This window comes from Pseudomonas sp. SORGH_AS_0199 (assembly GCF_031453735.1).
GTDB classification, from domain to species: Bacteria; Pseudomonadota; Gammaproteobacteria; order Pseudomonadales; family Pseudomonadaceae; genus Chryseomonas; species Chryseomonas aestiva.
The window spans coordinates 554,389-576,599 of the sequence record NZ_JAVJAE010000001.1 but is presented as its reverse complement, the minus strand read 5'-3'; the positions used below and the strand labels follow the sequence as shown (position 1 = coordinate 576,599).

Below are 22,211 nucleotides of genomic sequence, written 5' to 3'. Positions count from 1 at the left end.
CTCGCTGTCGCCAAACCGTCACCTGTTAGGGTGAAGCTGCCCATTCCGATCCCAGCCCGGAGGAATTGGCATGACCGCTCTCATCCAGCAATCCAGCGTTCGTCTCGACAGCAAGACTCGCAGAAAGCTACAGGATCAACGGCGGATGAAATTCCGCCGTGCCATCGAGGCCCGAGCCGAAGAACAGCGGCTTGCCGTGGAACTCGATGAACTGCTGTTTCTCAATCAGCTGCTGGACGAACGCCAGGCCCAGCGCCGGCAGCAGGCTCCAGGGCAATACCTAACGCATTGATCAGGCTGCGCTGGCCGCGCAGATAGTCGACGAAGGCCTGGGCCACTGGCGACAGCGGCTTGCCGCGTACCTGGACCACGCACCAGGAACGGCGCAATGGCAGCTCGGCGACGTCCAGCTCGACCAGGCTGCCGGCGGCGAGATCGCTGCGAATGGCCTGGCGCGGCAGCAGCGCCAGCCCGAGTCCGGCGCGGACCGCTTCGCGTTGCGCTTCGAAGGCGCCGATCTCCAGCTGATCGGCGAAGTGCGCGCGCTTCTGCTTGAGGTAGTCCTCGCAGGCCTGGCGCGTGCCGGAGCCGATCTCGCGCACCAGCAGCGGATAGGCCGTCAGGTCGCGCAGGCTGAGGCCGCTGCGCTCGGCCAGGGCATGGCCGGGACGCGCCACGGCGACGATGGCATTGTCCAGCAGTGGCAGGAAATCCAGGTCCGCGTTGCTCGGCACCCCGGACATCAGTGCCACGTCTTCGCGATTCTCCGTCAATCGACGCAACACCCGGGCATGGTTGCCCACGGTCAGCGCCAGGTCGACCTGGGGATGGCTGCTGCGGAACTGGCTGAACAGGTGCGGCGCCAGGTACTGGGCACTGCTTTCCACTCCCAGGCGCAGCTGGCCGTGCAGGGCGCCGCGCAGATTCGACAGCTGCATGTCCAGGCTGCCCAGCCGGGCGAAGAGATCGCGACCGGTCTGGCGCAGGGCCTCGCCCGCCTCGGTGAGGTAGAGGGTGCGATTGAGGTAGTTGAACAGCGGTGCGCCCACCACCTCTTCGAGCTGACGCACCTGCAGGCTCACCGCCGGCTGGGTCAGCGCCATGATGTCGGCCGCCCGGCTGTAGGAGCGAGCCTCGCAGACGGCCTCGAACACCTGCAACTGGCGAAAGGTGAGTCGCATCAATGGCTTGCGCATAGGCATCGGCGAGATCCATAAGGAATGACTTATGGAGTATCCAACAATTATTTATTTTCCATAAGAGAAGCCCTGGCGTAGCTTCAGGTCACCGGCAATAACAAGCGGCTGCACGCTGCAGCAGACAAGGAGCCAGGTGTGATCAAGAAGATACTTATCGCCAATCGGGGCGAGATCGCCGTGCGCATCGTGCGTGCCTGTGCCGAGATGGGCATTCGCTCGGTGGCGGTCTACTCCGACGCCGATCGCCAAGCGCTCCACGTGAAACGTGCCGACGAAGCCCATGGGATCGGCAGCGATCCGCTGGAGGGTTATCTCAATCCGCGCAAGCTGGTGAACCTTGCTGTGGAAACCGGCTGCGATGCCTTGCATCCCGGTTACGGCTTCCTTTCCGAGAATGCCGAATTGGCGGAAATCTGCGCCCAGCGCGGCATTCGCTTCATCGGACCGTCCGCCGAGGTCATCCGCCGCATGGGCGACAAGACCGAGGCGCGGCGCAGCATGATCGCCGCCGGCGTGCCCTGCACCCCTGGCACCGAGGGCAACGTGGCGGACATCGCCGAGGCCCTGCGCGAAGGCGATCGTATCGGTTACCCGGTGATGCTCAAGGCTACCTCCGGCGGCGGCGGTCGCGGTATCCGCCGCTGCAACTCCCGCGAGGAACTGGAGCAGGCCTATCCGCGGGTGATCTCCGAGGCGACCAAGGCCTTTGGCTCGGCCGAGGTGTTTCTCGAGAAGTGCATCGTCAATCCCAAGCACATCGAGGCGCAGATCCTCGCCGATAGCCACGGCAATACCGTGCACCTGTTCGAGCGTGACTGCTCCATCCAGCGGCGCAACCAGAAGCTGATCGAGATCGCGCCCAGCCCTCAGCTGACCCCCGAGCAGCGCGCCTATATCGGCGACCTGGCGGTACGCGCGGCCAAGGCGGTGGGTTACGAGAACGCCGGTACCGTGGAATTCCTGCTCGCCGAGGGCGAGGTGTATTTCATGGAGATGAACACCCGGGTGCAGGTGGAGCACACCATCACCGAGGAAATCACCGGCATCGACATCGTTCGCGAGCAGATCCGCATCGCCTCGGGGCTGCCGCTGTCCTTCGCCCAGGAAGACGTCCTGCACCGCGGTTTCGCCCTGCAGTTCCGCATCAATGCCGAGGACCCGAAGAACAACTTCCTGCCGAGCTTCGGCAAGATCACCCGCTACTACGCGCCGGGGGGACCGGGGGTGCGCACCGACACGGCCATCTACACCGGCTACGTGATCCCGCCGTACTACGACTCCATGTGCCTCAAGCTGATCGTCTGGGCGCTGACCTGGGAAGAGGCCATGGATCGCGGCCTGCGCGCGCTGGACGACATGCGCGTGCAGGGGGTGAAGACCACCGCACCCTATTACCAGGCCATCCTGCGCGATCCGGAATTTCGCAGCGGGCGCTTTAACACCAGCTTCGTGGAAAGCCATCCGGAGCTGACCCAGTACTCGATCAAGCGCAACCCGACGCACCTGGCCATCGCCATCGCCGCCGCCATCGCCGCCCACGCCGGTCTGTAAGGACGACAGAACAATGAAAAGCATCCAGATCACCGACACCATCCTGCGCGACGCCCACCAATCGCTGCTGGCGACCCGCATGCGCACCGAAGACATGCTGCCGATCTGCGCCAAGCTCGACCAGGTCGGCTACTGGTCGCTGGAAGTCTGGGGCGGCGCCACCTTCGACGCCTGCGTGCGCTTCCTCAAGGAAGATCCCTGGGAGCGCCTGCGCCAGTTGCGCCAGGCCCTGCCCAACACCCGGCTCCAGATGCTGCTGCGCGGCCAGAACCTGCTCGGCTACCGGCACTACAGCGATGACGTGGTCGAGGCCTTCGTCGAGCGCGCCGCGGCCAATGGCACCGACGTCTTCCGCATCTTCGATGCCATGAACGATGTGCGTAACCTGGAAACCGCCATCCGCGCGGTCAAGGCCAGCGGCAAGCATGCCCAGGGCACCCTCTGCTACACCACCAGCCCGGTGCACACGGTGGCGGCCTTCGTCGAGCAGGCGCGGCGCATGGCCGACCTGGGCGTGGACTCCATCGCCATCAAGGACATGGCCGGTCTGCTGACGCCCTATGCCACCGGCGAACTGGTCAAGGCGCTCAAGGCGGCCCTGAGCCTGGACGTGGTGGTGCACTCCCACGACACCGCCGGGGTGGCCGCCATGTGCCAGCTCAAGGCGGTGGAAAACGGCGCCGATCGCATCGACACGGCGATCTCCAGCCTGGCCTGGGGCACCAGCCACCCGGGGACCGAGTCCATGGTCGCGGCCCTGCGCGACACGCCCTACGACACCGGCCTGAACCTGGAACTGCTGCAGGAGATCGGCCTGTACTTCCATGCGGTGCGCAAGAAGTACCACCAGTTCGAGAGTGAATTCACCGGGGTCGACACCCGGGTACAGGTCAACCAGGTACCGGGCGGCATGATCTCCAACCTGGCCAACCAGTTGCGCGAGCAGGGCGCCCTCAATCGCATGAACGAGGTGCTGGAAGAGATCCCGCGGGTACGCAAGGACCTGGGCTACCCGCCCCTGGTGACCCCGACCTCGCAGATCGTCGGCACCCAGGCCTTCTTCAACGTGCTGGCCGGCGAGCGCTACAAGACCATCACCAACGAGGTGAAGCTCTATCTGCAGGGCCGCTACGGCAAGGCACCGGGCGCCATCTGCGAGCAGCTGCGCAAGCAGGCCATTGGCCAGGAAGAGGTGATCGAGGTGCGTCCGGCCGATCTGCTCAGCCCCGAGCTGGCGCGACTGCGTGCCGAGATCGGCGACTTGGCCAAGAGCGAAGAGGACGTGATGACCTTCGCCATGTTCCCCGACATCGGGCGCAAGTTCCTCGAGGAGCGCGCCGCCGGGACCCTGGTGCCGGAAGCCCTGCTGCCCATGCCGTCGGCCGATGGCGTGGCCGCGGTGGGTGGCCAGGGCGTGCCGACCGCGTTCAGCGTCGACGTGCATGGCGAGACCTATCAGGTGGACATCACCGGTATCGGCCTCAAGAGCGAGGGCAAGCGGCACTTCTACCTGTCCATCGACGGGGTGCCGGAAGAGGTGGTGTTCGAAGCCAGCGGTGAGTTCGTCGCCGAGGGCGGCCAACGACGCCGTCAGGCGGAGCGTCCGGGCGACGTCAGCACCACCATGCCGGGCAACATCGTCGAGGTGCTGGTCAAGGAGGGTGATCAGGTCAAGGCCGGGCAGGGCGTGCTGGTCACCGAAGCCATGAAGATGGAAACCGAGATCCAGTCCCCCATCGCCGGCACCGTCACCGCGGTACGGGTGGCCAAGGGCGACCGGGTCAATCCGGGCGAGGTGTTGATCGAAATCGAAGGCTGAGATCACTTCGATTTCCCTTGGGGCCCTCGGGCCCCTTTTTTTGTTTCCGCCGGCGGGCTAGTCGGGCCGGTCGTCCGGGCGCAGGCGCCAGGCGCCCTCGTGGCGCTCGGCCAGGCCGCGCTGCTCCAGGTCGCTGAGATAGCGGCGCAGACCGCGTTCGCCGCGACGCTGAAAGAACGGCAAGACGCGCGGCAGCAGGTCGGGGACCAGCATCGCCAGCCGGCTCAGCCAGAGTTCGCCGGCGCGCGGGGCGCTTTCCAGCCGCGGTCGATCCAGCACCCGGACCAGCAGCCGCGCCACCGTCTCGGGCGACTGGGGCGGATCCATGAATTGCAGGGCATTGCCGCCGGCGATGGCTTCGTGGCGCAGCATCGGGGTGTCGGTGGCCGACGGCAGGACACAGCAGACGCGGATGCCCTGGGGCGCGAGATCCTGGGCCAGGGCGAGCATGGCGCCGCGCAGGCCGAACTTGCTGGCGCAATAGACGGGGCTCTCCGGGGTGGGAAAGATGCCCGCCAGGGACACGGTGGTGACCAGCCGGGCATTGGTCGAGCGCCTGAGCAGGGGGATGGCCAGGCGCGCGAGCAGCAGGGGCGCCAGCAGGTTGATGTCGAGCTCCTGGCGAATGCTGGTCGGACTGCGTTCGGTCAGGGGGCCGACGCGAACGATGGCGGCGTTGTTGACCAGGGCGTCGAGGCGACCGCAGCGCTGCTGGACAAAGTCGATCAGGGCGGCGAGCTGGTCTTCGTCGCAGAGATCGGCGGCGTAGGTCAGGGTGGCTTCGCCCAGTTCGGCGCGCAGGGCGGCCAGGCCCCTGGCGTCGCGGTCCACCAGGACCAACTGGACGGGCCGGTGGCTGAGTTGCCGCGCCAGGCATTGACCAATGCCGCCAGCGGCACCGGTGATCAGGATGACGTCGCTCATGGGCAGGCTCGCTCAGGACGGGGTGGCCAGGCTGGCCGGAAGCGGCTCGGGCGCCTGGCGCAGGGGATCGAAATAGCCCGGGGTCAGGTCGCTCCAGCCCAGCCGGCGGCGCAGCTGGCGCAGGTAGGTCTGCAGGGCGTGCACCTCCAGGTAGACGGCGTGGCGCGGCGAGTCGACGAAGCGGATGCCGCCGGAGAGGTCTGGATCGTCCTGCTGGATCAGCGCCTGGAATTCGCGCGCCTGGTGCGGCCGTTGCAGCTGGTCGGCCAGGTGGCAGGCGATCAGGTGGGCTTCCTGGTCGAACAGCTTGTAGGCGCTGGAATTGGTCTCCAGGTAGCCGATGCCGAACAGGTTGCGGTGCTCGCGACTGAAGATGGACAGGTAGAGCTGCGGCCGGCCGTGCTGCCAGGTGAAGTAGTCGGCAGCGTAGCGGCAACTCCAGCGATAGCCGGTGGCATAGAGCACCAGGTCGAGACTCTCCCGGCTGCCATCGCGAAACACCACCTGGTCGCCCTCGAAGTGGGCGATGTCCGGACGCGCCTGGATGTTGCCGTGCTGCAGATGGTGCAACAGCACGTCCGAGCGCGCTAGCGCCTGCTGTTTAGGGCGCCTCTATTTATCTGATTGAGAAAAAGCACTAACACCTCTCGATAGGGTCTGCTATTTAATATAGCCAAGGCTATAACGATCCCGGGAGGATTCGCGATGCTGAAAGATCTCAAGAAACGCGCCCTGCGTGGTCTGCTGGACAAGCTGCTCGACGGGCACGCCGAACGTCGCCCACTGGAGACCCAGCCCGAGCGCTCTCGCGGCATGACGGTCCACGCCGCGCACTGATCCCTGCCGATCAGGCAGGGGCCGGGCGGCCTCTGCCCCCTTCATCAGTGCCTCCGTTGCGTCTTGGGCGAGGCACCTTCCCCCTGTTCGTCTCTGTCTTGGACCCCTCTCATCCCAGGTTACAAAGTCTCCCTGCACCTCTGATAGGTTGTGCTATCTAATTTAGCCAAGGCTATAACCACCGAGAGGCGGGCTGGATGCTGGAGAAGACGAGACGCTGGACCCTGGCGGGTCTGCTGGGAGTGCTGCTGGGCAACGCCGCCCAGGCCGCGGAGCCGTTCAAGGTAGTCACCACCTTCACGGTGATCGCCGACATGGCGCGCAATGTGGCGGGTGATGCCGCACGGGTGGAATCCATCACCAAGCCCGGCGCCGAGATCCACAACTACCAGCCCACCCCGGGCGATCTGCTCAAGACACGCGATGCCCAGCTGATGCTGTGGAACGGCCTGAATCTGGAGCTCTGGTTCGAGCGCTTCTTCAGCCGCATGAAGGATGTGCCCAGCGCGGTGGTCTCGCGGGGCGTCGAGCCCATCGCCATCGCCCAGGGCCCCTATGCCGGCAAGCCCAATCCCCATGCCTGGATGTCGCCCCGGGCAGCACTGATCTACGTCGACAACATCCGCGATGCCCTGGTGGCGCATGACCCGGGCCAGGCCGACACCTACCGGCGCAACGCCGAGGCCTACAAGACGCGCATCACCGCCACCCTCGAACCCCTGCGCCAGCAGCTGCAGGCGATTCCCGAACAGCGACGCTGGCTGGTGTCCAGTGAGGGCGCCTTCAGCTACCTGGCGCGCGACCTGGGGCTCAGGGAGCTCTATCTCTGGCCGATCAACGCCGATGCCCAGGGCACGCCGCAGCAGGTCCGCCGGGTGATCGAGACGGTACGCGCCGAGCGGATTCCGGCGGTGTTCAGCGAAAGCACGGTTTCCGCCGCCCCGGCCGAGCAGGTGGCACGGGAGAGCGGCGCCCGCTACGGTGGGGTGCTCTATGTGGATTCCCTGAGCGCCGCCGAGGGACCGGTGCCCACCTATCTCGACCTGCTGCGGGTCACCACCGAAACCCTGGTCAAGGGGCTGGCGCCATGATCGCCCTCGACGGGGTCGGCGTGACCTATCGCAATGGCCACACCGCCCTGCGCGACGCCAGTCTGGTGGTGCCCGGCGGCTCCATCACCGCCCTGGTGGGCGTCAATGGCAGCGGCAAGTCGACGCTGTTCAAGGCGATCATGGGTTTCGTGCCCCTGCGCACTGGCCAGGTACGGGTCGATGACCTGCCGGTGGCCCAGGCGCTCAAGCGCAACCTCGTCGCCTACGTCCCCCAGAGCGAAGACGTGGACTGGGACTTTCCGGTGCGGGTGGAAGACGTGGTGCTCATGGGTCGCTATGGCCGCATGAATTTCCTGCGCCTGGCCCGCGCCGCCGATCATCAGGCGGTGGACGCCGCCCTGGCCCGGGTGGGGCTGACCGAGTTGCGCAAGCGGCAGATCGGCGAACTCTCCGGCGGCCAGAAGAAGCGGGTCTTCCTCGCGCGCGCCCTGGCCCAGGACAGCCGGGTGATCCTGCTGGACGAACCCTTCACCGGGGTGGACGCCACCTCCGAGCGCGCCATCATCGAATTGCTCCAGGCCCTGCGCGGCGAGGGTCGCTCGATGCTGGTGTCGACCCATGATCTGGCCAGCATCGAGCGCTTCTGCGACCGCACCGTATTGCTTGATCGCACCGTGCTGGCCCAGGGACCGACGGCCGAGGTCTTTACCCCGGGAAAATCTGGAACGCACCTTTGGCGGCGCGCTGCGCCTGTTCGAGGCGGGCCAGGCGGCGCCGCGGCGCCGGGAGCGTGCCTGATGGAAGGGCTGCTGGAACCCCTGGCCTACGGCTACATGAGAAACGCCCTGGGCGCGGCGGCGCTGGTGGGCGGGCTGTGTGCCTTCCTTTCCGCCTTCCTGATGCTCAAGGGCTGGTCGCTGATCGGCGATGCCCTGTCCCATGCCGTGGTGCCCGGCGTGGCCGGCGCCTATCTGCTCGGCCTGCCGCTGGCCCTCGGCGCCTTTCTCGCCGGTGGCGCGGCGGCCGGGGCCATGCTCGGTCTGCGGCAATACACCCGGCTCAAGGAAGACGTCATCATCGGGCTGATCTTCAGCGCCTTCTTTGGCGGCGGGTTGTTCCTGGTCTCGCTGGCGCCGGTCGCGGTGGACATCCAGACCATCGTCTTCGGCAACATCCTGGCCATCACCCCCGAGGCCAGTCGCCAGCTGCTGATCATCGCCACCCTCTCCCTGCTGGTTTTGCTGCTCAAGTGGCGCGATCTGCTGCTGGTGTTCTTCGACGAGGGCCAGGCGCGTGCCTGCGGCCTCAATCCCACGGCATACCGACTGCTGTTCTTCACCCTGCTGGCACTGAGCACCGTGGCGGCGATGCAGACAGTGGGCGCCTTCCTGGTCATCGCCCTGGTGGTGACGCCGGGGGCGACGGCCTATCTGCTCAGCGACCGCTTCTCCCGGGTGGTGCTGATCAGCGTCGCCATCGGCGTCGGCAGCGGGCTGCTGGGCACCTATTTAAGCTACTTCCTCGACGGCGCCACCGGTGGCTGCGTGGTGGTCTTGCAGACCCTGATCTTCCTGCTGGCCTTCGTCCTGGCGCCGCGTCACGGCCTGCTGGCCAACCGCCGGCGGGCGCGGCAGACGGCGGAGGCGGGCTGATGGACTGGCTGTGGCTGACCCTGGAAGTCGACTTCATGCGCCAGGCACTGCTGATGGCCGTGCTGGTGGCGGTGCCCGCGGCACTGCTGTCCTGCTTTCTGGTGCTCAAGGGCTGGGCGCTGCTGGGCGATGCCATTGCCCACGCGGTGTTTCCCGGCCTGGTGCTGGCGTCGGCGCTGGGCGCGCCGCTGGTGGCGGGCGCCTTTGTCGCGGGACTGGGCTGCGCCCTGGCCACCGGCTATCTCAAGCGGCACAGCCGGGTAAAGCAGGACAGTCTGATGGGCGTGGTCTTTTCCGGCATGTTCGGCCTGGGCCTGGTGCTGCACGCCAGGCTGCCCACCGAGCTGCACCTGGACCACATCCTGCTCGGCGACCTGCTGGGGGTGACCCCGGAGGCCTTCTGGCAGATGGCGGTGATCGCCGGCCTGGTGGTGCTGGCGCTGGCCTGTCGCTGGCGCGACCTGCTGGTGCTGGCCTTCGATGCGGCCCAGGCACGGGCCCTGGGCCTGCGGGTAGGGCTGCTGCACTACGGCCTGCTCGGCCTGATCGCCCTGACCGTGGTCGGCGCCCTGCAGGCGGTGGGCATGGTGCCAGTGGTGGCGCTGTTGATCGCCCCCGGCGCCACCGCCTTCCTGCTGACCCGCTCCTTTGGCTGGATGCTGCTGGTGGCCACGGCGCTGGCCGTGACGGCGGCCCTGGGCGGGGTGCTGCTGAGCCTGGTCTGGGACAGCGCGCCGGCGCCCACCCTGGTGGTGTTGCTGACGGCCGGTTTCCTGTTGGCCCTGGCATGGCGCCTGTGGCGGGATCGACGTCGTTCGGGCGACAAGGGCGTTCAGGTGGCCTGATGTAATCGGCTGACCGGCCCTGCCAGGCGTTTCCGGTCACGCTCGCCTTACCTCAGGAGAACCACAATGAAAACCGTCGCCCAGTTGCTCGCCCTGAAGACCCAGCAGGACGTCTACACCATCGCCCCCGACGCCTGGGTGCTCGACGCCCTGCGGCTGATGGCGGAAAAGAACGTCGGGGCGCTGCCGGTGATGCGCGACGGCGAGCTGGTGGGCATCGTCAGCGAGCGCGACTATGCGCGCAAGGTGGCCCTGCAGGGACGTTCCTCCTATGCGACCCCGGTCAGCGAGATCATGACCGAGGCGGTCATCATCGTGCTGCCGCAGCAGACCGTGGGCGACTGCATGCAGATGATGACCGACCACCACCTGCGCCACCTGCCGGTGATGGGCAACGGCAAGCTGATCGGGCTGCTGTCCATCGGCGATCTGGTCAAGGCCACCACCGTCCAGCAGGCGGAGCTGATTCGCCATCTGGAGGGTTATATCCGCGGCGAGTGACGGGTCAGCCGGTCCGTCCGGCGCTTACAGCAAGGGCGCTGAGCTGGCGCCCTTCGGCGTCGAAATTCTCCGCCGCCAGCCAGTGCCGGAAGCCGGCGTCCACCGTTGGCCATTCGTGATCCAGCAGGCTGAACCAGGCGGTATCGCGGTTGCGGCCCTTGACCACCCGGTGCTGCCGGAACAGCCCCTCATGGCGCATGCCCAGCCGTTCGGCCGCGCGTTTCGAGCGGGCATTGGCATCGTCGCACTTCCACTCCAGGCGCCGATAGCCGAGGGCGAAGGCTTCCTGCATCAGCAGATAGAAGGCTTCGGTGGCCAGGGGCGTTCGCTGCAGGCGCCCGCCAAAGGCGACATGGCCGATCTCGATGCTGCCGTGTTCGGGGACGATGCTCATCAGGCTGAGTTGCCCCAGGGCGCGGCCATGGTGGGGATCCACCACAACGTAGAACAAGGGATCGCGCCCCTGGGCCAGGCCCGCCAGCCAGCTGTCGAAGACCGCCCGCTCGGTGAAGGGGCCATAGGGCAGATAGTCCCACAGGGCCGGGTCCTGGTCGTGCAGGGCCTCCCAGAGATCGTCGCCGTGGCGCTGAGGGTTCAGGGGTTCCAGGCGTACATGGCGACCCTGCAGCAAGCGGGGCTGGGGCGGAAGGGCCGGGGTCCAGTCGAGAGGGGTCATGGTCTGTCTCCTAGCAGGTGGCGGTACTGGATGAAACCGGAGCGGGTGGCGATGCGATCATAGAGCTGACGCCCCGGGTAGTTGGTCTCCTGGGTCAGCCAGTGCACCCGGTCGCAGCCGTCCGCTGCGGCGCGGGCATAGACGTGCTCGATCAGGGCGCGGCCCAGGCCGCCGCCGCGGTGATCCTCGGCGACATAGAGATCCTGCAGGTAGCAGTAGTCGGTTTCGGTCCAGCAGGACGGGTGATAGATGAAGTGCACCAGGCCCAGGGGGCGCTCGCCGTCCCAGGCCAGGGCGCCGTGCAGGGGCTGGGCGGGGTCAAGCAGCCGTTGCCAGGTGCGGGCATAGGTGGTTTCCGGCAGCCGGGTCTCGTAGAAGGCCAGGTAGGCCTGCCACAACGCGTGCCAGACGGCGTGATCGGCTTCGCTCAGGGGGCGGATGGTCATGGGTGGCTCCAGGGTCAGGCGAGAGAGGGGATCAGGACGGCCAGCGCCTGGTCGCCGGGTACCAGGCTGGCGGCCAGTCCCTGGCGGACGCCTTCGCGATCGGCGGCGTTGCGATTCTGGCTGAGCTTGGCGATGCCCTGGAGACTGTCCAGCGGCAGGCGCAGGCCGCGGATGGCGCGCAGCATGCCCTGGACATAATCCGCGGGCGCATCCGCGACCTGCCAGGGGCGGACACGCCCGGCTTCGTGCTGGTCGGTGAGGCGTTCCAGCAGCTGTAGCAGTCGCTCGGGGTCATCGAACACCTCGACGCTGCCGCGGGCGTGCACGGCCTGGTAGTTCCAGGTCGGCACCACCCGGCCATGTTCGGCCTTGCCGGGATAGAAGGCCGGGCTGACGTAGGCCTGGGGGCCCTGAAACACCGCCAGCACCTGACCTGCCTCGACCAGCGCCTGGGCCTGGGGATTGCTGCGCGCCAGATGGCCGTAGAGGGTGCCACAGGGACCCTCGTCGGGCGCCAGCCAGAGCGGCAGATGGCTGACCAGCGGACCGGCGTCGGTCTGGCTGATGAGCAGCGCCAGGGCGTGATCGCGCAGGTGCTGGTGCAGCCTGGGCAGGTCGTCGAGACAGAAGGCGGGATTGGGATACATGGGCAGGAACTCCAGCGACGTCCAGCCATGCTAAGGTCGACTTTGGCTCCCTGTAAGAGCCAATTTCCATGACTTTCAGGGTGCCAATCCATGCTGGGATTCGAGCCGTCGGGGCTGTTGCTGGAGCCGGGTCAGGGCCTGGCGCGCCAGCTCTACCAGGGCCTGCGCGAGCGCATCCTGGCCGGTGAGCTGGCCGCCGGGGTACGGCTGCCGGCCAGTCGTGAACTGGCGCGGTTGCTGGGGATCTCGCGCAATACCGTGACCGCCGCCTACGAGCAGCTCCTGGCCGAGGGTTTTCTCGACAGTCGCCTGGGTGACGGTACCTATGTCGCGCCCGTCACCCGGGCGCTGGCCGCTCCCGAAGCAACGGCCAGGACGACACCCGTGCCCCCGGCCAGTGTGCCGCCCGGCGCACCGTGCGCCTTTCGGGTCGGCCTGCCGGCGGTGGATCTGTTTCCCTTCGCCACCTGGGCGCGGCTGCAACAGCGTTTCTGGCGCCAGCCGGAGCCGGCGCTGCTGGGCTATCGCGAACCCGGCGGCGAACCGCGGCTGCGCCGCCTGCTCTGTGCCTACCTGCGCCAGGCGCGGGGCCTGGTCTGCGCACCCGAGCAGATCCTCATCACCAGCGGCGCCCAGCAGGCCATCGAACTCTGCGCCCGGTTGCTGCTGGCGCCCGGAGCCCGGGCGGCCATGGAGGATCCCGGCTATCGCGCCGCGGGTCTGGCCTTGCAGAGTGGCGGGGCGCGGTTGCAGGGCGTTGCGGTGGATGGGGCCGGGCTGATGGTGGAGCAGCTGGCAGGACTGCCGGACTGCCAGCTGGTCTATGTCACCCCGTCGCACCAGTATCCCACCGGCGCGGTACTGTCCCTGCCGCGCCGCCTGGCGCTGCTGGACTGGGCGCGGCAGGCCGACGGCTGGATCGTCGAGGACGACTACGACGGCGAGTACCGCTACCAGGGCGCGCCGCTGGCGCCCCTGGCCGCCTTGGATCGCCACGGTCGGGTGCTCTATGTCGGCACCTTTTCCAAGATCGCCTTTCCCGGCCTGCGCCTGGGCTATCTGGTGGCCCCGCCCGCGCTGCTGCCGGCGCTGCTGGAGCTGCAACGGGCCGGCATCCGCCATCTCGACAGCGCCACCCAGACGGTCATGGCCGATTTCATCGAACAGGGCCACTTCCAGCGCCACATCCGCCGCATGCGACGGGCCGCGCGCAATCGCCGCGATGCCCTGCTGGCCGGCTGGCCAGCGGTTGCCGGCTGCGCCCCGCCGGGCGTCCCGGTGGCCGGCCTGCATCTGTGCCTGCCGGTCACCCACCTGGCCCGCGAAGCCGAGCTGGTGACCCGGGCGGCCGCGGTCGGGGTGGAACTCAATGCGCTGTCGCGCTACTGGCTGGCCGAGGGCCCGACCCCGCCCGACGCCCGCGCCGGACTGGTGCTGGGCTTCGCGGCGGTGCCGGAGACGCGGATCGTCGAGGCGCTGGCCAGGCTGCGGGAAGCCTGGGCCTGAGCGCTGCCGTCAGAGACTTTTCGACTCCAGATTGAGACGGTCCAGCAGACCGGAGGCGCCAGCGGGATCCAGGGCCGCGGTCAGCGCCACGGCCAGGGTATCGCCCAGACGCACGCGTTCCTTGGGCGCAAGACTCACCCGCAGACCGTCTTCCTCGCCGGCGGCCAGATCGACCAGGCTCTTGCAGAGGTCCCTGCCGCGCGCACCCAGGTTCTTGAAGTCCTGCAGGCAGTCATTGCGCTGCTGCTGGTGCACCGCGGCCAGCGCCCGGTCACGCTGCTTGTCGAAGTCGCCCGCGGTAGGGTCGAGCGGCAGATAGCGGCGGGTCAGGGCCAGACTGCGCTTGAAATAGCCTTGATCCCTGACGTCCACCTGCAAGCCCTTGAGCTCGGCACGTTGCGCGCCCTGCTGCAGCCCGCCCAGCAGAGCGAAGGGCGACAGCAGACCGCGCCGGTTCTCCTCCTGGCCACTGTCGGCGAGTTCGCTCAGGTCTTCGGCCAGGCGGCGGACCTGGCTCAGCGACAGGCTCGCGTCCACGTCCAACAGCTCCGGCAGGTCCAGGGTCAGGCCGATGTCGGCCAGCTCATCCTCGACGTTCCATTTCAGTCGGCCGGAGAAGGGCGCCAGTTCGGCGCGTCCGCTGGCGAGCAACAGACCGCCAACCAAAGGCAGGTGCAGCGCCGTCGAGCGCCCCTTGGCGTCGGGCGGAAAGGCCACGCCTTCGAACTGGACATCAGCCCGGCGGTGGGCGGGTTCGTCCTTGAGGTCGGAGAGGGTCAGCTGGGCGATGCTCGGCCCATCGCTGATGCGCACCTCGTGCAGCTTGATCGTGCCACCCAGCGGTGAGGAGGACAGCGACTGCCAGCTGATCCGGTCCTGCAGGTGGTGTTCGAACAGCCAGTCGCGCAGACGTCCGTCGGCGACATGAGCAGCGTAGGCCTTGAGACCGAAATAGCCACCGACCACCACGACCAGCGCCGCACCGGCCAGGAGTTTGACGTTGAGAGTCCGTTTCATCAGAAGCGCTCCTCGCCGAGACCGGCATCCTTGAGCTGTTGGCGGGCCGCCTCGGGGGTCCAGGCGGGATCTTCGAATTGCACCCGTGCCAGCGCCAGAGGATCGCGCAGGTCGCTGCAGCCTTCGCTGGTACAGGGCTGCACGACCTTGGCCGTCAGGTGCGTCAGGGGCAGGTCGTCGGCGTCACGCGCCTTCGGATCGAGCTGCAGGGTGCCGCTCAGGACATACCAGCCGGTCTTGGCCGGGATGCCGGCCGGTACCTGCGCCTGGATCGGATAGGGATAGTCGAGGCTCCAGCCGTCGCTATTCGTCTTGGTGACCCTGGCGATCAGGCGTACCGGTCGGGTCTCGCCGCCGACCAGGGCGGCATAGCCACCTCCGCCGCCTGCGGTATAGCGCACGTCGTTGACCTGGCGAGCCAGCAGCGCCTGGGGATTGCTGCGCGCTTCCTGGGTCAGGCGTTCGAAGGTGGCGAGCTGCTCACGGGCACGGAACGCCTGCTGCATCCGTGCCTGCCGGGCTTCGCGTTCACGCTCGCGCTCGGCCTGCTCGCGCTGGCGCGCCTGCTTCTCGTCCCACATGAACAGGTAGTTGGTGGCCTGCTCGGGATTGAACTGCCAGGCCTTGCTGCGCCAGTTGCGGTCGACATTGACGCGATACAGCCAGAAGTCCTGACTGGATTCGTTGCTGTTCCAGGGGCGGGGAAAGATGCCCTTGGTGAAGTCGCGCACGGCCAGGAAGGTGAAGTGCGGAATCAGCGTGTCCAGCGCGTCGAGCTGTTGCTGGGTCTTCGCGATGATGGGGCGGATCTGGTCGAGCTGCCGGAATTGCTCGCTGTTCCCGGTCACGAACAGCACATCCGGTGCGCTGGTCGACCACTGGCCGCGATAGCTGTGACCAAGGCGCAGCAGGCTGTAGCTGGCGGTCGCCGGATCGCTGGCCAGCAGGAACAGCGCCTGCTTTTGGCTATCGAAGCCGACAAAGCGCAGCGGCGGCAGGGGCTTGTCCAGCGGCAGTCCGTTGAGGAAGAAACCCTTCCAGTGCTGCAATTGCTTGCCGTCGCTCCGCTCCAGGGCGAGTTCACCCTCGCCCTGGGCCAGGCCGTTCTCGCAACGGATACCACTGGAGCGAACCTGCAGGTAGCGGCTGTCTTCCTCGGCCTTGAAGGGAACGCGGAAGGCGCAACCCTGGCTGTCCTTGAGGGTAGTGATGAAGTCGCTCTTGGCGAGTTCGGCTTCGCCATCGCCCGGGCGCCAGCCGGCGACATCGAAATCGGTGGCGATCTGGCCGACAGGCGCCTTGGCTGCCGCAGGTGCAGGCTCGACCTTGGCCGGCGCGGCAGGTGCCGACTCAGCAACCGGGGCCGGCGGAGCTGCGGGTGCCGGTGCCTCTGGGACTACCGGGGGAGTGGCGGGCCTTGCCGTCTCAGGCGCCGCCTTGGGCGGCTCGACGGCGGCCGGAGCAGGAGCTGCGGCGACGGCAGCCGGATTCTGTACTTGCGCCGTCCAGGCCGTGGCCTTGGTGGCCGTGCCGTTCAGCCGGGCGTCGGTGGTACCGGTCGCCGTCCAAGTCAGGCGTTCGGCCTGGTCGCACTGCTTGCCGAGCAATGCGCCGATCTTGGGCATCAGGCGTTCGATGGCCACGGCCTCGGCAGGCTTGCCATAGACGAAGCGCAGCGCCAGGTCGGGGGCGCACCAGGCGGTTGCAGGGTGATCGACGAAGACCTCGACGTCTTCGGCCTTGGAATAGGCGAGGCGAGTGCTTTCGGCCTGGGCAGCCGTGGCCGTGGCCAGCAGCGTCAGGGCCAGCAGGGTGGGTTTCATGGTCATCCTTCCTTAGATCAGTTCCCAGGCACCGTCAGCGGCCTGGCAGGCCTTGGTGGTCTGCTGATCCTGCTGACCGTCCTGGCTCAGGCTGTAGTTCAGGGTGCGGCAGGTGGTCTTGGCGGCGACCTTGTCCTGCACCGGCGCGGCATCGAGATCGGCCGCATCGAGGTCCACGCCCTGCTGCTTGGCGCTGGCCACGTCCAGGGTGTCCAGATCCACCGCAGGTGCCGGTTGAGCCTTGGTCTTGCCAGCGGTCGCCAGCGTGGCAGTGGTCGCCGGAGTCACCAGGGGCGCGTAGACATAGCCGATGGTCACGCCCTTGCGGCCCACCGCGATCCAGTCGTTGCCGGTACGGCCCAGGGCGGTGAAGCGCGTACCCGTGGGCAGCCCGCCGACCTTGGCGGCATTGTCGTTGGGCGCGGCGCGCAGATTGGCCGACTTGATCGACTGATAGGGCTTGTTGAGCAGGGTCAGCTGCTCGACCTTCTGCACCTTGGGCGTGCGCTTGACCGCCACCTGGCGGGCTTCGGTCTCGGTCGCCACCGGCACGATGCGGGCAGTGGCGCCACTGTGGTCGGAGGTCCAGGTGGTCACCTGACCATCCTGGGCGTGCTCCAGCGCCTTTTGCGTCTGCACGGCCAGAGCCTCGCGATCACGCTGGTCGAGCTTGGCCCCAAGGGTCTTGCCCAAGGCGCCACCGGCGAGGGCGCCGGCCAGCATGGCAGCGGTACGGCCACTGCCACCACCGATCTGGCTGCCGATGAGGATGCCGGCCGCCGCCCCGACCACGGTGCCGACGTTTTCCTGATTGAGCCATTCGTTCTGCGACATGTTGGAGCAGCCCGTGACGGCGAGGCTGCCACCCAGGCAGAGAACGGCAAGGCGATGACGAGGCTTCATAACGAGTCCTTTCCGAAGCGAAAATTTAGGAGGAGGGAATGGTAGAGGCTTGCTCCAGAGACGTTGTGACCTGATTCACTGAAAGCGGGTTTGGCATCAAAGGGCTAGCATGGCCTAGAAGGCGCAGCGAAAGGCGCTAACGCCCCCGATACGCCTTCCCGTAGTGCCGCTCCAGGCGCGACTGCATGAATTCCATGGCCAGGGACATCAGCCAGTAGAGCACCGCCGCGGTGGTCAGCATTTCCAGATAGCGGTAGCTGGAGCGGCCATAGGACTGGGCGAGGAACATCACCTCCCAGACACCCATTACCGAGACCAGGGAGGAGTCCTTGAGCATGGAGATGAACTGGCTGGTGGTGGGCGGGATGATGCTGCGCATGGCCTGGGGCAGGGTGACGCGCCAGAAGATCACCCGCGGCGACAGGCCCAGCGCCCGGGCCGCCTCGCGCTGACCGGCGGGGACGCCGAGCAGGCCGGCGCGGAAGATCTCGCTGAGGTAGGCGCCGTAGTTCAGCGACAGGGCGAGGATGCCGGCGCTGATGGCGCCGGGCACCACGCCGATCTGCGGCAGGCCCAGGTAGATCAGCAGGATCTGGATCAGCAGCGGGGTGCCGCGAAAGAAGGAGGCGTAGAAGGTCGCCACGCCATAGGCCAGGGCGCTGGACGACAGTCGCCCCAGGGCCGCGGCGAAGCCCAGCAGCACCGACACCAGGATGGAGCTGAGGCTGAGGAACAGCGTCAGGGCCGCGCCCTGCAGGAAGCCGTTGGGGCCCAGGCGCCAGCCCACCAGGTTGGGCAGGCGCGGCCAGACGCTGGCGAACTTGAGGTCGAAGCCGAGCACGAAGACCACGCCCCCGGCCAGCAGCGCCAGCCAGGTCAGCCAGACACGGGTACGAAAGCTCAGCAGCGGACGCGATTCGACCGGGGGCGGTAACTGACTCATTGGCTGATGTCGGCACCGATCCACTTGTCGGAGATCCGCTTAAGGGTGCCGTCCTGGCGCAGCCCCTCGATGATCTCGCGCAGCTTGGCGGCGAATTCCGCATCACCCTTCTCGATGGCCACGGCGTTGGGCTCGGCATAGAGCGGTGCACCCGCCAGCTTGAACTTGCTGTCCTGGGCCAGGCGCGGCTGGGCGGTCACCAGGTTGGTCAGCACCGCGTCCAGGCGTTTGCCGGCGCCCAGGCCCAGGTCCTGGAAGGCGACGTTGTCGTCGGGGAAGGGCACCACCTGCACCTGGTCGAAGGGGTAGCTCAGCGGCTGGTCTTCCTGGCCTTCGATGGTCAGGTCCTTGTTCAGATAGCTTTCGTAGGAGGAGGCGCTGGTGACGCCGACCTTCTTGCCGGAGAGGTCCTTGGCACCGTGGATGCGGTCGTCACTGGCGTTGACCACGATCACCGCTGGCGAGGCGTAGTAGTTGACCGGGAAATCGAACACCTGGGCGCGCGCCTGGCTCGGCGTCATGGAGCAGATGCAGACGTCGTAGCGACCGCTCCAGCGACCGGCGGCGATCACGTCCCAGGAAGGGGTTTCCAGGCGCAGCTTGACGCCGAGCTTGTCGGCCACCGCCTTGGCCACGTCCACGTCGAAGCCTTCCAGCTGGTTCTGGGCATTGAGCTGGGAGAAGGGCGGATAGCTCTCCATGAGCACGTTGACCAGCTCGCCCTTGGCCTTGATGCGGTCCAGGGTGGTACCGGCCGAGGCCGAGGTGGCGACCAACGCCAGAGTCAGGCCGAGGGCCGATAGCAGAGCGGTTCTCATGGGGCGTCCTTTGCAAAGGGAAAGAGGGCCTGGTATTAGAGAGATATGAGAACCGATATTGAACTCTGTTTTGGTTATAAGGAAAAGTGAAATAGCTATATGGCCAACATGAATCTAGTTCTGCTCGACGGTGGCATGGGCCGCGAACTGCAGCGCCGTGGCGCGCCCTTTCGTCAGCCGGAGTGGTCGGCCCTGGCCCTGAGCGAGGCGCCGGAGCAGGTGGAGGCGGTGCATCGGGCCTATATCGAGGCCGGTGCCCAGGTGATCACCAGCAACAGCTATGCGGTAGTGCCCTTCCATATCGGCGAGGCGCGCTTCGCCGCCGAAGGCGAGGCCCTGGCTGCGCGGGCCGGTCAGCTGGCGCGGCAGGCGGTGTTGGCCAGTGGTCAGCCGGTGCGGGTGGCGGGTTCGCTGCCGCCGCTGTTCGGCTCCTATCGCCCCGATCTGTTCGAGCCGGCGCGGGTGGACGAGGTGCTGCAGCCGCTGATCCGCGGCCTGGCGCCCCATGTCGATCTCTGGCTGGCGGAAACCCAGAGTTCCCTGGCCGAGGTGCGTGCCATCGCCGCCGGGCTGCCCGGGGATGGCAAGCCGCTGTGGCTGTCCTTCACCCTGAAGGACGAAGACGTCGACGAGATCCCACGGCTGAGATCCGGCGAGCCGGTGGCCGCGGCCGCGCAGCTGGCGGTGGAACTGGGCGCCGGAGCGCTGCTATTCAATTGCAGCCAGCCCGAGGTGATGGCCGCGGCGCTGGATACCGGGCGGGCGACCTTTGCCGCGGCGGGGATCGAGATTCCCTTTGGCGCCTATGCCAACGCCTTCCCGCCCCAGCCGGAAGAGGCCACCGCCAATGATGGCCTCGACCCCCTGCGTCCGGACCTGGATCCGCCCGGCTACCTGAGCTTCGCCCAGGACTGGCAGGCGCGTGGCGCGAGCCTGATCGGCGGCTGCTGCGGCATCGGCCCGGAGCATATCGCCGTGCTCAACACGCGACTGCGTGGCTGACGCCCGCATTCGGTCGGCAAAAAAAAGCGGACAGTGCTCAGGGCGCTGTCCGCTTTTTTCTTGCCGCCAGACGCCGTTCAGACCTGCGCCTGGCCACCATCGGCGAAGAGTTCGGCGCCGTTGACGAAGCTGGAATCGCTGGAGGCCAGGAACAGGGCAACCCTGGCGATTTCCTCCGGCTCGCCGACGCGACCCAGGGGGATCTGGCTGGCCAGGTGGTCCAGCAGACCCTGCTGCTGGGCGGCATCCGGACCGGCCAGTTCCACCAACCCCGGGGTGCGGGTGGCACCCGGGCTCAGGGTGTTGATGCGGATGCCGCGGCCCTGCAGCTCCAGGATCCAGTTGCGGGCGAAGGCGCGTACGGCGGCCTTGGATGCGCCGTAGACGCTGAAGGCCGGGGTGCCGGTACTGGCGGCGGTGGAGCCGGCCAGGATCACCGAGGCATGGTCCGCCAGCAGCGGCAGGGCCTTTTGCACGGTGAACAGCACCCCCTTCACGTTGCGATCGAAGGTGTCGTCGTAGTGGGCTTCGGTCACCTCGGCGAGGGGCAGCATGCTGCCACCCCCGGCGTTGACGTAGAGCACGTCGAGGCGTCCGTGTTCGCGGCGGATGCGCGCATAGAGGGCATCGAGCTGGTCCAGGCGCGAGGAGTCCACGGCGATGCCGGTGGCGTTGCCGACCTGGGCGACCGCGGCGTCCAGTTCCGCCTGCCGCCGGCCAGTGAGGATGACATGGGCGCCCTGCTGGGCGAAGAGTTTGGCGGCGGCCAGGCCGATGCCGCTGGTGGCGCCGGTGACGAGGGCGATCTTGTCGGCGAGCTTGAGGGTCATGGCTGAATCTCCGAGTGGTTGTGATCAGGTGGAGTCAGCCTATCGACCCTGGCTTCCTTGCAAAATAGAATGATTGGCAAGTCATCGTTGCAGAAATGAAATGAGCAGATTGCCGGATTTCGAAGGCTTGGCGATGTTCGCCAGGGTCGCCGAGGAGGGCTCCTTCGCCGCCGCGGCGCGGGTGCTGGGCGTGTCGGTGGCCACTGTCTCGCGGGCGGTGACGCGCCTGGAGGAGCGCCTCGGCGGGCGGCTGTTCAATCGCACCTCGCGGCAGTTGGCGTTGACCGAATTCGGCCGCGAGCTGGCCGCCCAGGCCGGTGATCTCTATCGCCAGGCGGAGGCGACCGAAAGCGCTGCCCAGGCGCGCGCCGTGCAGCCCCGCGGCCAGGTGCGGCTGGCGGTGCCCATGGCCTTCGGCCTGCGCTGGGTGGCGCCGCTGCTGCCCGAGCTGCTGCGTCGCTATCCCCAGCTGACGGTGGATCTGCACCTGTCCGATGCCACTGTGGATCTGGTGGCGGAGGGCTTCGACGCCGCCCTGCGCATCGCCGCCTTGCCCGACTCCTCGCTGGTCGCCCGGCGGCTCTGCGCGGTCAGCCAGCTGCTGGTGGCGGCGCCGGCCTACGTCGAGCGCCATGGCCATCCCCACCATCCGCAGGAGCTGAGCGAACATGCCTGCCTGAGCTACGCCTACCGGGCGCGCAGCCAGGTGTGGCGCTTCAGCGGGGACGACGGTCGCGAGGCAAGCGTGCTGCCGCGTGGTCCCCTGCGCGTCACCAATTCCGAAGCCCTGCTGCCGGTGCTGCTGGAAGGCCTGGCCATCGCCGAGTTGCCGGACTTCATCGCCGCCGACTACCTGGCCGATGGCCGGCTGGTGCCGCTGCTGCCGGACTGGCAGCTGACCCGTGGCGGCCTCTATTTCGTGACCCCCTCGGCGCGCAGTCGCCCGACCAAGATCCAGGTGCTGCTCGATTTCTTCGTCGAGCATCTGAGCAGTCCCGGCTGGCAGGCGAGCCCTCCGTCCGCTTCGTGACATCCCGCAACATCCACCTTTCGCCACGCAAGGCTGGCGAAAGGTTGACCTCTTAGGATCCGCTCAAGACCCGCCCCCGTGAGCGGGCGACGTGCCTACAAAAATAACCAGGATTCTTGCCATGTCGTATCTGTCCTTCCAGGCGTCCTCGCGCGCCCGTCTCCCCTGGATTTTCGCCCTCTCCGCGCCG

The 22,211-nt window shown here is 67.5% G+C and carries 23 protein-coding genes; 11 read left to right on the top strand and 12 right to left on the bottom strand.

Annotated elements, in window-relative coordinates; all coding sequences use genetic code 11:
* Positions 1-70: 70 nt before the first annotated feature.
* Positions 71-292: a PA3496 family putative envelope integrity protein gene (locus QE444_RS02760; RefSeq protein WP_081594569.1), complete on the top strand. Its 222-nt coding sequence runs from the start codon at positions 71-73 to the stop codon at positions 290-292.
* On the opposite strand, the gene QE444_RS02755 is transcribed toward QE444_RS02760, so the two are convergent.
* A complete protein-coding gene (locus QE444_RS02755; RefSeq protein ID WP_285386037.1) occupies positions 222-1,196 on the bottom strand; it encodes a LysR family transcriptional regulator in 975 nt (324 codons plus the stop codon). The two genes, QE444_RS02760 and QE444_RS02755, sit on opposite strands and share 71 nt — an antisense overlap.
* A gap of 138 nt (positions 1,197-1,334) precedes the next feature.
* Here QE444_RS02755 and QE444_RS02750 point away from each other — a divergent pair, with 138 nt between their 5' ends.
* Positions 1,335-2,750 carry an acetyl-CoA carboxylase biotin carboxylase subunit gene (locus QE444_RS02750; protein ID WP_158890719.1) on the top strand — a complete coding sequence of 472 codons (1,416 nt, stop codon included), beginning with the start codon at positions 1,335-1,337 and terminating at the stop codon, positions 2,748-2,750.
* A gap of 13 nt (positions 2,751-2,763) precedes the next feature.
* Positions 2,764-4,569, top strand: coding sequence for a sodium-extruding oxaloacetate decarboxylase subunit alpha (gene oadA / locus QE444_RS02745; RefSeq protein WP_273860990.1), 1,806 nt, complete (start codon positions 2,764-2,766; stop codon positions 4,567-4,569).
* A gap of 57 nt (positions 4,570-4,626) precedes the next feature.
* Here oadA and QE444_RS02740 read toward each other — a convergent pair whose 3' ends face one another.
* Together QE444_RS02740 and QE444_RS02735 are read right to left on the bottom strand one after the other, a co-directional pair.
* The gene (locus tag QE444_RS02740) at positions 4,627-5,493 is read right to left on the bottom strand and encodes an SDR family oxidoreductase (protein WP_309737306.1); all 867 of its coding nucleotides are present in this window, start codon (positions 5,491-5,493) and stop codon (positions 4,627-4,629) included.
* Positions 5,494-5,505: 12 nt separating this feature from the next.
* Positions 5,506-6,063, bottom strand: a complete 558-nt coding sequence (locus QE444_RS02735) for a hypothetical protein (protein ID WP_280310149.1) — start codon at positions 6,061-6,063, stop codon at positions 5,506-5,508.
* A 135-nt stretch (positions 6,064-6,198) separates the two neighbouring features.
* Between QE444_RS02735 and QE444_RS02730 the strand changes: the two genes are divergently transcribed.
* The 5 genes from QE444_RS02730 (at position 6,199) to QE444_RS02705 (ending at position 10,380) form a co-directional block, all read left to right on the top strand.
* Positions 6,199-6,330: a hypothetical protein gene (locus QE444_RS02730; protein WP_256664437.1), complete on the top strand. Its 132-nt coding sequence runs from the start codon at positions 6,199-6,201 to the stop codon at positions 6,328-6,330.
* A 197-nt stretch (positions 6,331-6,527) separates the two neighbouring features.
* Positions 6,528-7,421, top strand: coding sequence for a metal ABC transporter substrate-binding protein (locus QE444_RS02725; RefSeq protein WP_309737304.1), 894 nt, complete (start codon positions 6,528-6,530; stop codon positions 7,419-7,421).
* Positions 7,418-9,034, top strand: coding sequence for an iron chelate uptake ABC transporter family permease subunit (locus QE444_RS23470; RefSeq protein ID WP_405046400.1), 1,617 nt, complete (start codon positions 7,418-7,420; stop codon positions 9,032-9,034). Before QE444_RS02725 ends, QE444_RS23470 begins: the two co-directional genes overlap by 4 nt.
* Complete coding sequence (locus QE444_RS02710) at positions 9,034-9,879, top strand: metal ABC transporter permease (protein WP_280310155.1); 846 nt, start codon at positions 9,034-9,036, stop codon at positions 9,877-9,879. Before QE444_RS23470 ends, QE444_RS02710 begins: the two co-directional genes overlap by 1 nt.
* Before the next feature lie 66 nt (positions 9,880-9,945).
* Complete coding sequence (locus QE444_RS02705; protein WP_007160094.1) at positions 9,946-10,380, top strand: CBS domain-containing protein; 435 nt, start codon at positions 9,946-9,948, stop codon at positions 10,378-10,380.
* 4 nt (positions 10,381-10,384) lie between these two features.
* On the opposite strand, the gene QE444_RS02700 is transcribed toward QE444_RS02705, so the two are convergent.
* From QE444_RS02700 to QE444_RS02690, 3 genes are read right to left on the bottom strand one after another with little or no spacing between them, the layout of a single operon-like run.
* A complete protein-coding gene (locus QE444_RS02700) occupies positions 10,385-11,056 on the bottom strand; it encodes a GNAT family N-acetyltransferase (RefSeq protein WP_273860997.1) in 672 nt (223 codons plus the stop codon).
* The gene (locus QE444_RS02695) at positions 11,053-11,502 is read right to left on the bottom strand and encodes a GNAT family N-acetyltransferase (RefSeq protein WP_178083879.1); all 450 of its coding nucleotides are present in this window, start codon (positions 11,500-11,502) and stop codon (positions 11,053-11,055) included. The genes QE444_RS02700 and QE444_RS02695 overlap by 4 nt, the downstream gene beginning before the upstream one ends.
* Before the next feature lie 14 nt (positions 11,503-11,516).
* Positions 11,517-12,149, bottom strand: a complete 633-nt coding sequence (locus QE444_RS02690) for an FMN-binding negative transcriptional regulator (protein ID WP_273860998.1) — start codon at positions 12,147-12,149, stop codon at positions 11,517-11,519.
* Positions 12,150-12,239: 90 nt separating this feature from the next.
* Between QE444_RS02690 and QE444_RS02685 the strand changes: the two genes are divergently transcribed.
* Complete coding sequence (locus QE444_RS02685; RefSeq protein ID WP_187980732.1) at positions 12,240-13,655, top strand: PLP-dependent aminotransferase family protein; 1,416 nt, start codon at positions 12,240-12,242, stop codon at positions 13,653-13,655.
* 9 nt (positions 13,656-13,664) lie between these two features.
* On the opposite strand, the gene QE444_RS02680 is transcribed toward QE444_RS02685, so the two are convergent.
* From QE444_RS02680 to QE444_RS02660, 5 genes are all read right to left on the bottom strand, one after another.
* The gene (locus QE444_RS02680) at positions 13,665-14,672 is read right to left on the bottom strand and encodes a hypothetical protein (protein WP_187980731.1); all 1,008 of its coding nucleotides are present in this window, start codon (positions 14,670-14,672) and stop codon (positions 13,665-13,667) included.
* The gene (locus QE444_RS02675) at positions 14,672-16,495 is read right to left on the bottom strand and encodes a hypothetical protein (protein ID WP_285385982.1); all 1,824 of its coding nucleotides are present in this window, start codon (positions 16,493-16,495) and stop codon (positions 14,672-14,674) included. Before QE444_RS02675 ends, QE444_RS02680 begins: the two co-directional genes overlap by 1 nt.
* A 12-nt stretch (positions 16,496-16,507) precedes the next feature.
* Positions 16,508-17,398, bottom strand: a complete 891-nt coding sequence (locus QE444_RS02670) for an SH3 domain-containing protein (RefSeq protein WP_285385981.1) — start codon at positions 17,396-17,398, stop codon at positions 16,508-16,510.
* Positions 17,399-17,534: 136 nt separating this feature from the next.
* On the bottom strand, positions 17,535-18,341 hold the full coding sequence (locus QE444_RS02665; RefSeq protein WP_017639191.1) for an amino acid ABC transporter permease: 807 nt from the start codon (positions 18,339-18,341) through the stop codon (positions 17,535-17,537).
* Positions 18,338-19,159, bottom strand: coding sequence for a transporter substrate-binding domain-containing protein (locus QE444_RS02660; RefSeq protein WP_309737303.1), 822 nt, complete (start codon positions 19,157-19,159; stop codon positions 18,338-18,340). Before QE444_RS02660 ends, QE444_RS02665 begins: the two co-directional genes overlap by 4 nt.
* A 99-nt stretch (positions 19,160-19,258) precedes the next feature.
* Between QE444_RS02660 and QE444_RS02655 the strand changes: the two genes are divergently transcribed.
* Entirely contained in the window at positions 19,259-20,161 is a 903-nt protein-coding gene (locus tag QE444_RS02655; protein WP_309737302.1) for a homocysteine S-methyltransferase family protein, read from the top strand.
* Positions 20,162-20,238: 77 nt separating this feature from the next.
* Here QE444_RS02655 and QE444_RS02650 read toward each other — a convergent pair whose 3' ends face one another.
* The gene (locus QE444_RS02650; protein WP_133860179.1) at positions 20,239-20,991 is read right to left on the bottom strand and encodes an SDR family oxidoreductase; all 753 of its coding nucleotides are present in this window, start codon (positions 20,989-20,991) and stop codon (positions 20,239-20,241) included.
* Between the two features lie 100 nt (positions 20,992-21,091).
* Here QE444_RS02650 and QE444_RS02645 point away from each other — a divergent pair, with 100 nt between their 5' ends.
* Positions 21,092-22,021, top strand: a complete 930-nt coding sequence (locus tag QE444_RS02645) for a LysR family transcriptional regulator (RefSeq protein WP_285385978.1) — start codon at positions 21,092-21,094, stop codon at positions 22,019-22,021.
* Positions 22,022-22,211 lie beyond the last annotated feature (190 nt).